The sequence below is a fragment of the Roseateles sp. genome, assembly GCF_039595295.1.
GTDB lineage: Bacteria > Pseudomonadota > Gammaproteobacteria > Burkholderiales > Burkholderiaceae_C > Roseateles.
The window spans coordinates 24,584-39,424 of record NZ_JBCNLU010000006.1; the positions used below are offsets into that span (position 1 = coordinate 24,584).

At 67.7% G+C, this 14,841-nt stretch carries 14 protein-coding genes; 10 read left to right on the plus strand and 4 right to left on the minus strand.

The window, feature by feature from the left end; genetic code table 11:
- Nucleotides 1-3: 3 nt before the first annotated feature.
- The 6 genes from ABDW59_RS06445 to ABDW59_RS06470 all read left to right on the plus strand — a co-directional run bounded on the left by ABDW59_RS06445 (nucleotide 4) and on the right by ABDW59_RS06470 (nucleotide 5,714).
- Complete coding sequence (locus ABDW59_RS06445; protein WP_343628716.1) at nucleotides 4-1,644, plus strand: benzoate-CoA ligase family protein; 1,641 nt, start codon at nucleotides 4-6, stop codon at nucleotides 1,642-1,644.
- Nucleotides 1,645-1,694: 50 nt separating this feature from the next.
- Nucleotides 1,695-2,129 (plus strand): thioesterase family protein, encoded by a 435-nt coding sequence (locus ABDW59_RS06450; RefSeq protein ID WP_343628717.1) that lies wholly within the window; start codon nucleotides 1,695-1,697, stop codon nucleotides 2,127-2,129.
- A 14-nt stretch (nucleotides 2,130-2,143) separates the two neighbouring features.
- On the plus strand, nucleotides 2,144-2,590 hold the full coding sequence (locus tag ABDW59_RS06455; RefSeq protein WP_343628718.1) for a RidA family protein: 447 nt from the start codon (nucleotides 2,144-2,146) through the stop codon (nucleotides 2,588-2,590).
- Between the two features lie 128 nt (nucleotides 2,591-2,718).
- Complete coding sequence (locus ABDW59_RS06460) at nucleotides 2,719-3,906, plus strand: acyl-CoA dehydrogenase (RefSeq protein WP_343628719.1); 1,188 nt, start codon at nucleotides 2,719-2,721, stop codon at nucleotides 3,904-3,906.
- A gap of 102 nt (nucleotides 3,907-4,008) precedes the next feature.
- Nucleotides 4,009-4,827 carry a type IV toxin-antitoxin system AbiEi family antitoxin gene (locus ABDW59_RS06465; protein ID WP_343628720.1) on the plus strand — a complete coding sequence of 273 codons (819 nt, stop codon included), beginning with the start codon at nucleotides 4,009-4,011 and terminating at the stop codon, nucleotides 4,825-4,827.
- A complete protein-coding gene (locus ABDW59_RS06470; RefSeq protein ID WP_343628721.1) occupies nucleotides 4,824-5,714 on the plus strand; it encodes a nucleotidyl transferase AbiEii/AbiGii toxin family protein in 891 nt (296 codons plus the stop codon). The genes ABDW59_RS06465 and ABDW59_RS06470 overlap by 4 nt, the downstream gene beginning before the upstream one ends.
- 11 nt (nucleotides 5,715-5,725) lie before the next feature.
- On the opposite strand, the gene ABDW59_RS06475 is transcribed toward ABDW59_RS06470, so the two are convergent.
- Nucleotides 5,726-6,226, minus strand: coding sequence for a hypothetical protein (locus tag ABDW59_RS06475; RefSeq protein ID WP_343628722.1), 501 nt, complete (start codon nucleotides 6,224-6,226; stop codon nucleotides 5,726-5,728).
- 352 nt (nucleotides 6,227-6,578) lie between these two features.
- On the opposite strand from ABDW59_RS06475, the gene ABDW59_RS06480 reads away from it, so the two are divergent.
- Nucleotides 6,579-7,349, plus strand: a complete 771-nt coding sequence (locus ABDW59_RS06480; RefSeq protein ID WP_343628724.1) for a class II aldolase/adducin family protein — start codon at nucleotides 6,579-6,581, stop codon at nucleotides 7,347-7,349.
- Between the two features lie 225 nt (nucleotides 7,350-7,574).
- On the opposite strand, the gene ABDW59_RS06485 is transcribed toward ABDW59_RS06480, so the two are convergent.
- The 3 genes from ABDW59_RS06485 to ABDW59_RS06495 form a co-directional block, all read right to left on the minus strand.
- Nucleotides 7,575-8,048, minus strand: coding sequence for a hypothetical protein (locus ABDW59_RS06485; RefSeq protein WP_343628725.1), 474 nt, complete (start codon nucleotides 8,046-8,048; stop codon nucleotides 7,575-7,577).
- 116 nt (nucleotides 8,049-8,164) lie between these two features.
- The gene (locus tag ABDW59_RS06490; protein WP_343628726.1) at nucleotides 8,165-9,751 is read right to left on the minus strand and encodes a Fic family protein; all 1,587 of its coding nucleotides are present in this window, start codon (nucleotides 9,749-9,751) and stop codon (nucleotides 8,165-8,167) included.
- Between the two features lie 82 nt (nucleotides 9,752-9,833).
- On the minus strand, nucleotides 9,834-10,706 hold the full coding sequence (locus tag ABDW59_RS06495) for a LysR substrate-binding domain-containing protein (RefSeq protein ID WP_343628727.1): 873 nt from the start codon (nucleotides 10,704-10,706) through the stop codon (nucleotides 9,834-9,836).
- A 199-nt stretch (nucleotides 10,707-10,905) separates the two neighbouring features.
- On the opposite strand from ABDW59_RS06495, the gene ABDW59_RS06500 reads away from it, so the two are divergent.
- The 3 genes from ABDW59_RS06500 to ABDW59_RS06510 all read left to right on the plus strand — a co-directional run bounded on the left by ABDW59_RS06500 (nucleotide 10,906) and on the right by ABDW59_RS06510 (nucleotide 14,760).
- Nucleotides 10,906-11,955, plus strand: coding sequence for a putative 2-aminoethylphosphonate ABC transporter substrate-binding protein (locus tag ABDW59_RS06500; protein ID WP_343628728.1), 1,050 nt, complete (start codon nucleotides 10,906-10,908; stop codon nucleotides 11,953-11,955).
- A gap of 19 nt (nucleotides 11,956-11,974) precedes the next feature.
- Nucleotides 11,975-13,033, plus strand: a complete 1,059-nt coding sequence (locus tag ABDW59_RS06505) for an ATP-binding cassette domain-containing protein (RefSeq protein WP_343628729.1) — start codon at nucleotides 11,975-11,977, stop codon at nucleotides 13,031-13,033.
- A gap of 71 nt (nucleotides 13,034-13,104) precedes the next feature.
- On the plus strand, nucleotides 13,105-14,760 hold the full coding sequence (locus tag ABDW59_RS06510; RefSeq protein ID WP_343628730.1) for a putative 2-aminoethylphosphonate ABC transporter permease subunit: 1,656 nt from the start codon (nucleotides 13,105-13,107) through the stop codon (nucleotides 14,758-14,760).
- Nucleotides 14,761-14,841: the final 81 nt, after the last annotated feature.

Sequence of the window (14,841 nt, forward strand, 5' to 3'; positions counted from 1 at the left end):
CCCATGCATCGCAGCGCCCATCTGGATACCTTTGCCCGAGACCACCTCCCGCCGCAAGACCAGTGGCCGGAGATGCATTTCGACTTGCCCGAGCTGCAGTTTCCCGAGCGGATGAACTGCGCGCACGAGCTGCTGGACCGCTGGGTGGCCGAGGGTCACGGCGACCGGCCCTGCGTGATCGGCGGCGACGGCCGGGGCGGCGAGATCCGATGGAGCTATGCCGACCTGCAGGCGCAGGCCAACCGCATCGCCCAGGTGTTGGTCCACGAGATGGGCGTGGTGCCCGGCAATCGCGTCTTGCTGCGCGGCGCCAACACGCCGCAGATGGCCGCCTGCTGGTTCGCGGTGATCAAGGCTGGCGCAATCGCGGTGGCGACCATGCCGCTGCTGCGCGCCAAGGAGTTGGGTCAGATCATCGATAAGGCGCAGGTCACGCATGCGCTGTGCGATGCGGCGCTCGCCGATGAGCTGGAGACGGCGCGCGCGCAGCATCCGGTGCTGTACCGGGTGTGCCTGTTCCGCAGCCAGGCCGCCGACGGGCTGGAGGCGCTGGCCGAGCGGCAGTCGCCGCATTTCGAGAACGTCGACACCGCGGCCGACGATTGCGCGTTGATCGCCTTCACCTCGGGCACCACCGGTCAGCCCAAGGGCACGATGCACTTCCATCAGGACGTGATCGCGATCTGCCGGTGCTGGCCCCGGTCCTGCCTGAAGGCGACCGCCGATGACGTCTTCATCGGCAGTCCGCCGCTCGCGTTCACCTTCGGCTTGGGTGGGCTGCTGCTCTTCCCGCTGAGCGTGGGCGCGACGGCGGTGCTGCTGGAGAAGGCCTCGCCCGAGGCGCTGTTGCCCGCGATCGCCCGCTACCGCGCCAGCGTCTGCTTCACCGCGCCGACCTCGTATCGCGCCATGGCGGCGATGCTGGCGCAGCCGGGCGCGAGCGTCGATCTGAGCTCCCTGCGCAAGTGCGTCAGCGCCGGCGAGGCGCTGCCCGCGGCGACGCGCCAGCAGTGGAAGGACGCCACCGGCATCGAGATGCTCGACGGCATCGGCGCGACCGAGATGCTGCACATCTTCATCTCCCACACCGAGGCCAGCGCCCGTCCCGGCGCCACCGGCGTGGCGGTGCCGGGCTATCGCGCCCGCGTGGTCGACGACGAGGGCCGCGAGCTGCCGCGCGGCAGCGTCGGCAAGCTGGCGGTGCAGGGGCCGACGGGCTGCCGCTACCTCGACGACGAGCGTCAGCGCCACTACGTCAAGGACGGCTGGAACCTGACTGGCGACGCCTACCTGGTCGATGCCGACGGCTACTTCGTCTACCAGGCGCGGACCGACGACATGATCATTTCCGGCGGCTACAACATCGCCGGGCCGGAGGTGGAGTCCGCGCTGATGGCGCATCCGGCGGTCGCGGAATGCGCGGTCATCGGCGTGCCCGACGAGGAGCGCGGCCAGCTGGTGAAGGCCTTCGTCGTGCTCAAGCCGGGGCATGAGGGCGACGCGGCCCTGGTCAAGGCGATGCAGGACTTCGTCAAGGCGACGGTGGCCCCTTACAAGTACCCCCGTGCGATAGAGTTCCGCGCCAGCCTGCCCCGCACCGAGACCGGCAAGCTGCAGCGCTTCCGGCTGAAGGAGTCGGCATGACCCGGACGGCGGTCCCGGTGGGAGCGGGCGGAGCGACAGGAGAGGGCCCCATGACGTCGACCTTCGAGCGCGAGGTGCTGGTGCGCTTCGGCCACTGCGATCCGGCGGGGATCGTGTTCTTCCCCCGCTACTACGAGCTGCTGAACGCCTTCGTCGAGGACTGGTTCAACGAGGGCCTGGGCGTCGAGTACGCCACGCTGATCGGCGCGCGCCGCGTGGGCCTGCCGACGGTGCAGCTGCAGACCAGCTTCGAGCGCATCAGCCGCATCGGCGAGCGCCTGGTGCAGCGACTGTGGATCGAGCGGGTGGGGCGAAGCTCGCTGACGCTGCGCATCCGCTTCGACGGGCCCGACGGCACGCGGGTCAGCTTCGGCCAGGTGCTGGTGTGCACCTCGCTGGACACGCATCAATCGCAACCTTTTCCGGACGACGTCCGCGCCGCGCTGGTGCGGGCCGTCCAGCAACAGCAATCGTCCGAGCAGTAAGAGGAGTCCCGACGATGACGACCAACACGAACAACGAGAACCACGCGAGCGGTACGGACAAGCGGGTGCTGCAGCCCGAGGGCTGGGCCGCGCCGCGCGGCTACGCCAACGGCGTGAGCGCGGTGGGCCGGCAGGTCTACGTCGCCGGCCAGATCGGCTGGAACGCGCAATGCGCCTTCGAGAGCGACGACTTCATCGCCCAGGTGCGGCAGGCACTGGCCAACGTCAAGGCGGTGCTGGCCGAGGCCGGCGCGGGTCCCGAGCACATCGTGCGCATGACCTGGTATGTGCTGGACAAGCGCGAGTACGTGTCCCGCGGCCGCGAGGTCGGGCAGGCCTACCGGGAGGTGCTGGGCCGGGAGTATGGGATCGCGATGACGGCGGTGCAGGTCTCGGGGCTGATCGAGGACCGTGCGAAGCTTGAAATCGAGGTGACAGCGGTGGTGCCGCCGCGGGGCTAGGATCGATTCGATCGCCGCGCCCGAAACCGGATGGACATCGGAAGGGCATCGGGCGGACATCGCGCGCCGGACTCGACGAGACGGGTGCGCTTCCAGATTCAGAGACACGAGACAAGCGAGATCACATCATGAGCAACGCCAAGGCCAAGGCCTCCTTCCACTGGGACGATCCGCTGCTGCTGGATCAGCAGCTGACGGACGACGAGCGCGCGGTGCGCGACGCCGCGCGCGCCTACTGCCAGGACCGCCTGCAGCCGCGCGTGCTGGAGGCCTTCCGGCACGAGAAGACCGATGCGGCGATCTTCCGCGAGATGGGCGAGCTGGGGTTGCTCGGCGCGACGATTCCCGAGGAGTACGGCGGCGCGGGGTTGAACTACGTCTGCTACGGGTTGGTGGCGCGCGAGGTCGAGCGCGTGGACAGCGGGTATCGCTCGATGATGAGCGTGCAGAGCTCGCTGGTGATGGTGCCCATCAACGAATTCGGCAACGAGGCGACCAAGCGCAAGTACCTGCCCAAGCTGGCCAGCGGCGAGTGGATCGGCTGCTTCGGCCTGACGGAGCCGAATCACGGCTCGGACCCGGGCTCGATGGTCACGCGGGCGCGCAAGGTCGACGGCGGCTACGCGATCAGCGGCAGCAAGATGTGGATCACCAACAGCCCGATCGCCGACGTCTTCGTCGTCTGGGCCAAGGACGATGGCGGCCAGATCCGCGGCTTCGTCTTGGAGAAGGGCTGGAAGGGCCTGAGCGCGCCGGCCATCCACGGCAAGGTGGGGCTGCGGGCGTCGATCACCGGCGAGATCGTGATGGACGAGGTCTTCTGCCCGGAGGAGAACGCCTTCCCGGACGTGCGCGGTCTGAAGGGCCCGTTCACCTGCCTGAACAGCGCGCGCTACGGCATCGCGTGGGGCGCGCTGGGCGCGGCCGAGGCCTGCTGGCACACGGCGCGCCAGTACACCATGGACCGTCAGCAATTCGGCAAGCCGCTGGCGGCGAATCAACTGATCCAGAAGAAGCTGGCCGACATGCAGACCGAGATCACGCTGGCCTTACAGGGTTGCCTGCGGCTGGGGCGAATGAAGGACGAGGGGACGGCCTCGGTGGAGATCACGTCCATCATGAAGCGCAACAGCTGCGGCAAGGCGCTGGACATCGCGCGCATGGCGCGCGACATGCTGGGCGGCAACGGCATCAGCGATGAATTCGGCATCGCCCGTCATCTGGTCAACCTGGAGGTGGTCAACACCTACGAGGGCACGCATGACATCCACGCGCTGATCCTGGGCCGCGCGCAGACGGGGATCGCGGCGTTCTGACGCGGGTCCGAAGGCGGGAGAACGGAGAGGCGCTGAGGTGCCTCTTTCCCATTCTGTATGCAGAAAGTTGCAAAATTGCATCTTTCTGCATATGGTTTGGGGATGAATTCGCTGGATCTGTTCGTCGATGAGCTGCTTGCTCGAGGGCGCGCGACGTTCGCGCGCGAGGAGGCGGCCATCGCTTTGGGGTTGGGAGAGGCGGGGCTGAAGTCGGCATTGGTGCGCTTGGGAAAGCGCAACCGGATCGCGAATCCCTACAAGGGCTTCTATCTGATTCTTCGGCCCGAGGACGTCGTGGCGGGCGCACCCGATCCGGAGCGCTGGATCGATCCGCTGATGCGCCACGTGGGCATCGACTACCGCGTATCGCTCTTTCGCGCGGCCGCGCTTCACGGCTCCTCGCATCAAGCGGCGATGGTCTTTCAGATCATCGTCCCCAAGCAACTGCGCAGCTTCGAGATCGGGCGTCACCGTATCCAGTTTGTGAGGCAGACGGCGCCCGCATTCGAAGCGGTCAATCAAGCGCCGTTTCTGACATCGATCAAGTCGGACGCTGGCTTTGCGAAGGCAGCAGGCATCGAATTGACGCTCCTCGATGCGGCCCGCTATTCATCGTTGGCGGGTGGCATCAACGGTGTTGCTCAGATGGTCATGACCTTCGGCGACAGGGCTGATCCTCGGCGCCTGTCGAGCTTGGCAGAGCATTACGAGACGCCGTGTGTGCGACGACTTGGATTTCTTCTCGACCACTTCCACCACGACAGACAGGCAAGGCTGCTTGAGCCCTTCGCAGGATCTGCGAAGACGATGGCATTGCTGGATCCGGCGGCCCGGCCGCTGATCGAGTCGTTGGCGGAGGAACTGGGGAGGAACTCCAAATGGAAACTCCTCTTGAACGGGGAGGTGGAGATAGACCTTTGATCAATCGGGCATACCTTCAGGACTGGTTCACGCATGCGCCGTGGCCCAACCTCCGACAAGTCGAGCAGGATCTGCTCATCTGCCGCGCCCTTTGCGACCTGTTCAACGCACCCGCCCTAAAAGGCCGTATCGCCTTCCGGGGCGGCACGGCGATCAACAAGCTGTTGTTCGACAAGCCGCTGCGCTACTCGGAAGACATCGATCTGGTGCAGACCAAGGCCGAACCCATCGGTCCGACCATCGATGCCATCCGCGAGGCGCTGTCCTGGCTTGGCGTGCCGTCGCGCAAGTTGGCGGGGCACTCGCTGCACTTCGTCTACAAGTTCAATCCGGAAGTGGCGCCGGACGAGAAGCTCCAGCTCAAGGTCGAGATGAACACGCGCGAGCACGCCAATCTGATGGGCCTTCGACAGATGCCCTTCGAGGTCAAGAACGATTGGTACAGCGGTGCCTGCGAGATCACGACCTTCGCGCCCGAGGAGCTGTTCGGGACCAAGCTGCGGGCGCTGCTGCAACGTCGCAAGAATCGCGATCTCTTCGACCTCCACCACGGACTTGAATCGCTCCGGCTCGATCCGGATCAGCTAGTGGCCTGCTTCGATCATTACCTGCAGCAGGAGGGGGTGAGCATCACGCGTGCGTTGGCTGAGGAGCGGATGCTCAAGAAGCTGGTGGCCAGCCTGACGGAGGACATCGGTCCCTTGCTGCCCGCCGGCATGCGCTTTGAGGAGTCGGATGCGCTGACTGCCTTCGAAAACGTCTGGCGACTGTTGATCTCCCGGTTCAAGGGCGATGGATGGAAGCTCACGCCGAAGGTGCTGGAGGAGCTGCGCGAGAAGCGCTTTCCCAATCTGCTGGCCGGCAACGCGACTGCAGGACAAGATTGAGAGACAGGCCCTCAGACGGGCCCAGCCGATGCGAGGACCCCAATCGGAACTGCGTTGTGCAGCACGTGCGGTAGCAGCAGAACCATGAATCCATGAGCTCGCCTCGCATCGTGCCAACGAAGCCATGCCCAAGCGAAGATGGTGAACGACGCCATGGGACCAAAGAATCTCAGCCCGTCGAGCGCGCCATGAGCCAGGCCCGCGATCACGCCGATGAAGAGACTCGGCAACCACACCGCGCGGGTGCCACTCCTCACGAGTGCGCAAGCCACTCGCAGCAGAACGGACTCGACGAGTGGCGCCAAGAGCAGCGTTCCAAGGATCTCGGCCCAGGTCAATGATCGGTCGGCGATTGATCCAGGCAGTCCAAGGGCGTGAGCCGCGAGTTGCGCGGCGCCGGACAACGCGAGGTTCGCCACCAGCGAGAGCGCGGCCACCTTGAGGCAGTAAGTCAGCAGTGAATCAGTCGTCTGTGGCGCGAGGCCCTTGACCACTTGCAGTTTGGCGCCCATGGCTCGCTGGCTCCTACGGTGTGGACCACATCAATCGTTGAGAGATGCGAGATCTCGCATCGCTCTTGGAGACGAGCGATGCTTCGATCGATTCTGGAGCTGACGCTGCCACCTTGTGTAGACCCCGATGCGCTAGATCATCGATGCCATCGGACAACGCGGCGACATGGCTGATGCTCGACGCGGCCTGTCGAAGACGGCGAATCGAGCGCTCGCGCGCTGATCGCCGAGGGCAGAGTCAAGGGCGAATGCGGATGTCGGCTGTCCTCCACGCGACAGCACGTCCGTCCATCACGGCGCACGATCCGCCGCGATCGGGCCCGATCGAGGCTCGCGCGAATGGAGACGCCCCATGGACATCACCGCCCAGATCCCCTCGCTCAAGGGCAAGGTCAGCGACGCCGAATGGCAGCTGCGCGTGGACCTCGCCGCCTGCTACCGGCTCGTCGCCCGGCACGGCTGGAGCGATCTGATCTTCACCCACATCAGCGCCCGGCTCCCCGGCGACGCGCACGAGTTCCTGATCAACCCCTACGGGCTGATGTTCGAGGAGATCACCGCCTCCAGCCTCATCAAGGTCGACGCGCAGGGCAACAAGCTTCAAGAGACGCCGTTCCCCGTCAACCAGGCCGGCTTCATCATCCATTCGGCGATCCATGCGGCCCGGCATGACGTGGGCTGCGTGCTGCACACGCATACGCGCGCCGGGGTTGCGGTGTCGGCGCAGAAGGAGGGCTTGCTGCCGATCTCGCAGCAGTCGACCTTCGTGCTGGCCTCGCTCGCGTATCACGACTACGAGGGCGTCGCCATCCGGCCCGAGGAGCAGCCCCGTCTGCAAAACGACCTCGGCGACAAGATCTTCTATTGCCTGCGCAACCACGGCCTGCTGACGGTGGGCAAGACGGTCGCGGATGCCTTCCTGTCGATGTACACCTTCGAGAGCGCCTGCCAGATCCAGATCGCCGCGCAGTCTGGCGGCGGGCCGCTGACGCAAGTGGAGGAGTCCATCATCCGCGGCACCGCCGAGTCGATGCGCGTCCAGACCGGCGGATTGGGCGGGGCCTTCGTGTGGCCGGCGCTGCTGCGAAAGGCGCAGCGGGAATGCCCGGGCTTCGACGTCTGAGCATTCCCCCCGCGCCGCTCCTTAACTTCCAGGAACGAAAGCATGATCCTCAGCTGAATTCTGAGGAGCGGTCTCTCGCCATCCTTCCACATGGCCGCCGAGTGCAGTCGGGCCGGCTGCACGCGCTCGGCGTGACCGGGCCCAAGCGCTCGCCGTTGGAGCGGGGCATCACGGCGGATTGAGGCTTACGTCCGCGTGACGGCGCGCCGCGTCGGCCTGCGCCGATCAGCGCTCCTCAGTCGAGAGCAGTCCGATCGCCTGGGCGCGCTCGCCGACTTGGCCGCGCTGTCGGTCGGCGCGGTCCCAGACATCATCGCTGAGACCTCGCTCGACCACGCCCATCGATCCCAGCGCCTGACGCAGCAGGTCGTGCGTGGCGGCGATCAGTGCGCCGCAGTCGCAGCCGGCGGTTTCCTGCTCGCGCTCGGCGGACAGCCGCAGGATCGCGGCGGCGTCCTGCACGCAGCGCTGCGCGGTGGCCAGCGCATCGCCCACGGTGAGGTCGTTGCGCAGCCGCAGCGCGTCGGTGCCGACGCGCGGTCGACCGGGTCCGTCCAGCGTCATGCCCCAGCCGCCCTGCAGGCGCAGCAAGGTCGCGTCGTCGCAGATGTCCAGCGGACGGCGCTGACGGACGGGCTCGTCGCGGTCGTCGCCGCTCCAGAGGTGATGCGGAGGATGGTCGCGGAAATGCACGGGCATGGCGGCAGCTCGTCGGTCGAGTCGAAGGGCAGAGAAGCGGGCAGGCCGGAGACACCGGACACCCGCGGAACGGGGCGCATCGTCCCGCCGCGCGAGCCGGGTGTCTCTGCGATAAATCAAGCCGATGCGGATGGCGCTGCGCACAGCGCCCCTCGCGTCGGGGACGCGCGTGTCGCCCTCGTTGTCGCTTCCAAGGCCGCGTCGACGGCCGCATCGATGGCAGCGGGGGCATGGCCGCGCCCCACCAACTGCCGGTGACGGTTCTTCGACAGCCGGCCCGTTGACGCGAAGGATCGCACCATCAACCGGAGATCGCGGCCCCGCAGCGTCGAGCGGGGCTCTACCGCCGCCCGGATCGCATCGTGTCGCCTCAGGAAATCGCTCTCTTCGACGAGGTCCACGTTCAGCGCCTCCTGCGCCATGCGCAGCGAGAACTCGACGCAGTCCGTCGCGTCCCAGTAGCGATAGATGTCGGGCTCACCCTCGAACTGTTCGATGAAGGCGTTGTCGCCGGCAATCGTCACCTTCCAGAGCTCCCGGGCGGGCTTCGAGAACGACCGGAGCGCGCGCAGATAGTCCGCCTCGTTTCGCTCCATCGCCAGCGACACCGGCAGCACGAAGCCATGCGCGAGCCGAGGGTCGGCGCAGCTCACCTTGTGGAAGAGAAAGCGCGAGACCCGTCCGTTGCCGTCCATGAAGGGATGCGCGTGGACGAAACCGAACTTGACGATGCTCGCGCGGACCAGCGTGTCGAGAGCGCTGTCGTGGTCGTTCCCGATCCGCATCACCTCGTCCATGAGCTCGCCTAGCAGCTCGGGCGGCGGAGGCAGATAGCTCACGCCCAGCACGCCGCGCGCCGCGTTGCGCAAGCGGTTCTGTTCCGCGCGGAAGCCGAAGGCGCGATTCAGCGGATCTCCGAGCATCGCGACGTTCTGGACGTGGACCAGATAGTCCTCCGTGATCGGCAGGTCGCGGTACACCTCGGCCAGCAGGTGGACGAAGCTGGCAGCCGCGGCGTGTCCGGGCTTCTCCTGCTCAATCGCGAAGGAGCTCTTGGTCTCGCTCATGTAAGCCCAGTCCAAGGCGCGGAGCAGAAGGGCCGGCGACAGCGTCGTCGTGAACGCCGCAGCCTGGCCGAGCAGGTCCTGCTTCAGCAGCGCCTCGATCAGCGGCGTGCGCCGCACCGTGACGCAATAGCGCGGCGAGCCGATGCCGTTGAAGGCGACCCGCCAGCGCCGGCCGGCCCGGCCAGGGCGGGAACGGTCGGTGAGGTAGAGCGTGTCGTCGAAGAGATCCTCCATCTCGCCCTCCGCCTCGGGGAGTCCGTCGAGCGTCCGCTCGTTCGCGATCTCCCACAGGTAGCAGGCGATCTTTGCGAAACGATTTGCGGGCTCGGCGATGAAGGCATCGGCGATCGATTCCGGCGAGAGCCGGCGCAGGATGGGCATGAGCGCTGGCAGCTCGACGCCCTCATGCGCTAGCGCAAAGCGCAGATGGCCCACCAGATCGTCGGGCGCGGGCGCCATCGACGGCGGCACGCCCAGCTGCTGCAGCTGCGGGGTGATCTTGTCGACCCGCGCTGTGCGGGCCGGGCGATCGCGGGGGAAGATCTTCAGGAAGAAGGTGTCGATCAGGTGGCTGTAGCCGATTGCTCGGCCGATCAGCGGTTCCGGCTCCGGGCCGAACCAGTCAGGCGTGTCCATGGGCAGGATTCGAGGCGAGTGGAGGAGTCCGCCATCTTCACCATCCGCCGCTCGCGCCGAGCCCGCGCCGGTTTGCGCTGCATCAAACTTGCTGCGAATCCGCTTCCACGCAGCCCAGCATCGCCTCGATCAGGCTCGCGCTCCGGCGCTCCCGCAGACAGTAGAGGTATTCGCGCACCAGCGGCATGTCCTCCTCGAAGGGCAGGGCGACGAGCTCCGGATGCCGCCCTGTTTCATGCGCGGCGAAGATGCTCACGCCCAGGCCCCGCACCACCGCCTCGCGCAGGGCCTCGCGGCTGGCGATCTCCATCTGGTCTCTGGGCCGGATGCCGGCCCGCTCCAGCGCTTCCTCGCTCAAGGCGCGTGTCATGGATCCACGCTCCCGCGCGAGCAGCGTCTCGCCCGCGAGCGCCGCCAGCGGCACCGCCGCGCGCCTCGCCAGCCCATGCCCGCGCGGCAGCAGCAGCACCAGCGGATCGCTGCCCAGTTCCACGCGATGCAGGCGCGCGTCCTCCTCCAGATGGCTGGAGGTCGCCAGATCCACCTGGTACGCGAGCAGCGCGTCCACCATCTGCCGCGAATTGCCCGCCGCCACGCTCAGCTCCACGCGCGGATGACGCGCCCGGAAGCGCTGCGCCAGCGTGAGCGTGTAGTAGGGCGCCGTCGCGCCCAGCCGCAGCGTCCCGCCTTGCAGCTCGGCCGAGTTCCTCAGCGCGAATTCGATGTCCAGTTCCTGCTGCAGCAGCGCGTCCACGCGCGGCAGCAGGCGCCGACCGGCGTCGCTCAAGGTGAGCCTGCCGCCGCCGCGGTGGAAGAGCTCCACCCCGTACTGCTCCTCCAGCGCCCGGATCTGCGTCGTCACCGTCGGCTGCGACAGCGCCAGCTGCTTGGCCGCCAGCGTGATCGAGCCCAGCCGCGCCACCGCGAAGAAGGCCTTGAGCTGATTCACCAGCATGGGCGGACTCCCCGGCGGCGCAGGGCCGGCGAGCCGCTCCCCAAAACCGCCAATACCGGCTTTCGGGAACTTGGGGCGTTTGACGCGCAGATGACATATGCCATTCCTACAGTGTCGCCATCGATCGTGACAGTCCGTCGCCGACCTTGGCGGCGACGCTGCCGGTCCCGATTTCCCCACGACCCTCGATGGAGCGCCCATGCGTCTCAAGTCCCTCTCGACCGTCTTCCACGCCGCCGCCATCGCGGCCTTGTCCGCGATCGCCGCGCTGAGCAGCCCCGAGGCCCATGCGCAGGGCAAGACCGAGCTGCTGGTCTACAGCGCGCTGGAGGCCGACCAGATCAAGGCCTACAAGAGCGCCTTCGAGCAGGACCACCCGAGCATCGAACTCAAGTTCGTCCGCGAATCCACCGGCATCGTCACCGCCCGCCTGCTGGCCGAGAAGTCCAACCCGCAGGCCGACGTCGTCTGGGGCCTGGCGGCCACCTCGCTGATGCTGTTGGACAGGGAAGGGATGCTGGCCGCCTACGCGCCCAAGGGCGTGGAGCAGGTCCGCCCCAGCATGCGCGACCCGCGCGCCCAGCCGACCTGGGTGGGCATGGACCTGTGGTCCTCGGCCGTGTGCTTCAACACCGTCGAGGCCGGCAAGCGCAACCTGCCCAAGCCGACGTCCTGGCAAGACCTGACCCAGCCCGCCTACAAGGGCCTGCTGACCATGCCGCATCCGGCCTCCAGCGGCACCGGCTACCTGATGGTCTCCGCCTGGCTGCAGATGATGGGCGAGTCCAAGGGCTGGGCCTTCATGGACGCGCTGCATCAGAACATCGGCGTCTACACGCACTCCGGCTCCAAGCCCTGCAAGCAGGCCGGCGCCGGCGAGTTCCCGGTCGGCTTGTCCTTCGAGTACCGCGCCAACAAGACCAAGAAGGAGGGCGCGCCCATCGACATCGTCTTCCCCAAGGAAGGCCTGGGCTGGGACGTCGAGGCCACCGGCATCATGAAGACCACCAAGAAGCTGGAGGCCGCCAAGGCCCTGGCCGATTGGTCCGTCACCCGCAAGGCCAACGAGCTCTACGCGAAGAACTTCGCCGTGCTGGCGCTGCCCTCGGTGCAGGAGCAGCTGGAGTACGTCCCGTCCGACCTCGACAAGCTGCTGGCGAAGAACGATTTCAACTGGGCCGCCGCCCACCGGGACCGCATCCTGGCCGAGTGGTCGCGCCGCTACGAAGCCAAGGCCGAGAAGAAGTGAGACCAGGCGGTCGCGTCCCATGATCCAACTGCGTCAGATCACCAAGCGCTTCGGCCCGCAGACCGTGCTGCAGGCCATCGACCTGGACCTGCGGCCGGGCGAGTTCGTGTCGCTGCTGGGGCCTTCGGGCTGCGGCAAGACCACGCTGCTGCGCATCGTCAGCGGCATCGAGCAGGCCGACCTCGGCCAGGTGCTGATGCAGGGCCAGGACATCACGCGATGGCCGGCCTCGCAGCGTCGCTTCGGCGTGGTGTTCCAGTCCTATGCGCTGTTCCCCAATCTGACGGCGCTGGAGAACGTCCGCTATGGGTTGACCGAGCTGCCGCGTCGCGAGGCGGCGGTCCGGGCCGAGGAGATGCTCGCGCTGGTCGGCCTGGCCGACCAGCAGCACAAGTTCCCGGCGCAGCTCTCGGGCGGGCAGCAGCAACGGGTGGCGCTGGCGCGGTCCTTGGCGCCGCGTCCGCGGCTGCTGCTGCTGGATGAGCCGCTGTCGGCGCTGGATGCGCAGGTGCGCCATGAGATGCGCACCGAGATCCGCGCGCTGCAGCAGCGGCTGGGCATCGCGACGCTGATGGTCACGCACGATCAGGACGAGGCGCTGGCGATGTCGGATCGCGTGGTGCTGCTGGCCAAGGGGCAGATCGCGCAGCAGGGCGCGCCGCGGCAGCTGTATGAGCAGCCGGCGAATGCGCTGGTGGCGGGCTTCGTCGGACGGATGAACTGGCTGGAGGGCCAGGTGGTGTCGGACGGGCGCGTGCGGGTGGGGAGCTCGCTGCTGGACTGCGAGACCAGCGCGTACAAGACGGGCAGCGTGGTGAGAGTGGGCATCCGGCCGGAGGCGCTGAGGCTGCTGGACGGGGAGGGCGCGATGATCCGCGCGCGGATCGAGGCGCTGCAGTTCCATGGCGCGGTGACGCAGGTGCTGATGCGCTGCGATGCGCTGGCGGCGGAACTGTTGCTGGAGCTGCCGAGCGGGGAGGCCGCGGGGCTGAGCGAGGGCGAGGTGCGGGGGCTGCGGTTTCCGGCGCGCGCGCTTCAGCTGTTTGACGCGCCGACGTCGATGCGGAGGGCGGCGTGAGCGCATTGCCACGGCCCTCACCCCAACCCCTCTCCCGCGCAGCGGGAGAGGGGCTCTTCAGGCCCGTTCCCGTGGAGGGCTGGGTGTTGCGCGGGCTGGTGATGGCGGCGCTGGCGGCGCTCGTGCTCATCATTCTGTTGCCGCTGGCGTCGCTGCTGGCGCAGAGCGTGCTCGACGGGCAGGGGCGCTTCGTCGGCATCGCCCACTTCACGGCCCACTTCGCGACCGGGCGCTGGAGCGCCCTGATCAACAGCGTGTCGCTGTCCGCGCTGTCCGCGGTGATCTGCGTCGTGCTGGCTTACGGCTATGCCTGGGCGCTCACGCATACCGCTCTGCCGGTCAAGGGGCTGTGGCGCGGGCTGGCGCTGCTGCCCTTGCTCGCGCCGTCGCTGCTGGCGGCCATCGGGCTGGTCTACGCCTTCGGCAACCAGGGCTTGCTCAAGGGCGCGATGCAGGCATTCGGCATCGAGAGCATTTACGGGCCGGCGGGCATCGTCGCCGGCTCGGTGCTGTGGACCTTTCCGCATGCGCTGCTCATCCTGACGACGACGCTGTCGACCAGCGATGCGCGTCTCATCGAAGCGGCCCGCTGCCTGGGCGCGGACGGCTGGCGGGTGTTCCGCACGGTCACGCTGCCGGCCAGCCGCTACGGGTTGCTGATCTCGTTGGTGGTCGTGTTCGTGCTGGTGCTGACCGACTTCGGCGTGCCCAAGGTCGTCGGCGGTCAGACCGCGATGCTGGCGACCGACATCTACAAGGAAGTCGTCGGGCAGCAGCGGCTGGATCGCGGCGCCGTGGTCGCGCTGCTGCTGCTGATCCCGGCGCTGGGCGCCTTCGTGCTGGAGCAGCGCTTGCGGGCGCGGCAGCGCGCGGTGCTGAGCCTGCGCGCGGTGCCGCATCAGCCGCAGGCGAATGCGGCGGTCGATCTGGCGGCGATGGCGTACTGCGGGCTGGTGGCGAGCGCGCTGGTGGGGGTATTCGGGATCGCCGTGTATGCATCCTTCGCGCAGTACTGGCCGTATCAGCCGGCGCCGACCCTGTCGCACTACCAGTTCGACATGAGCGACGGCGGGGGATGGGCGAGCTATTGGAACTCGCTGCGGATGGCGGGTTGGACGGCGCTGACGGGGACGATGCTCAGCTTCCTGCTCGCTTGGATGGTCGACAAGCCGCGGGAGCTGCGTGCGGCGCGGGGCGTGCTGAATGCGCTGGCCACGCTGCCTATGGCGGTGCCGGGTCTTGCGCTGGGGTTGGGCTACATCCTGTTCTTCAATGCGCCGTGGAATCCCCTGCGGGGGTGGTATGGCGGGCTGGGAATCCTGGTGCTGTGCACGGTGGCGCATTACTACTCGGTGGCGCATCTGACGCAGCTGGGCGCGTTGCGGCAGCTGGACCCGGAGTACGAGCGGGTGGCGGAGTCGCTGGGACTGCCTTTTTGGCGGCATCTGTGGCGGGTGCATCTGCCGATCGCGGTGCCGACGCTGGTGCAGGTGGCGGGCTATTTCTTCGTCAGCGCGCTGACGACGGTGTCGGCGGTGGTGTTCTTGTATTCGCCGGATACCGCGCTGGCGGCGATCGCGGTGCTGGCGATGGACGACGCCGGGGATACGGCGCCGGCGGCGGCCATGGCCACGCTGCTGTTCGGGACGGCGGCAATCGGGCGGGGGGGCATCGGCGTGGTGGGGGACCTGCTGGTGCAGCGGACGCAGAGGTGGCGGGCGAGGTAGCTGGAAGACCCTCTCCCCCGCCCTCTCCCGCAAGCGGGAGAGGGAGTCAACATTTCCCGCCCTCTCCTGCATGCGGGAGAG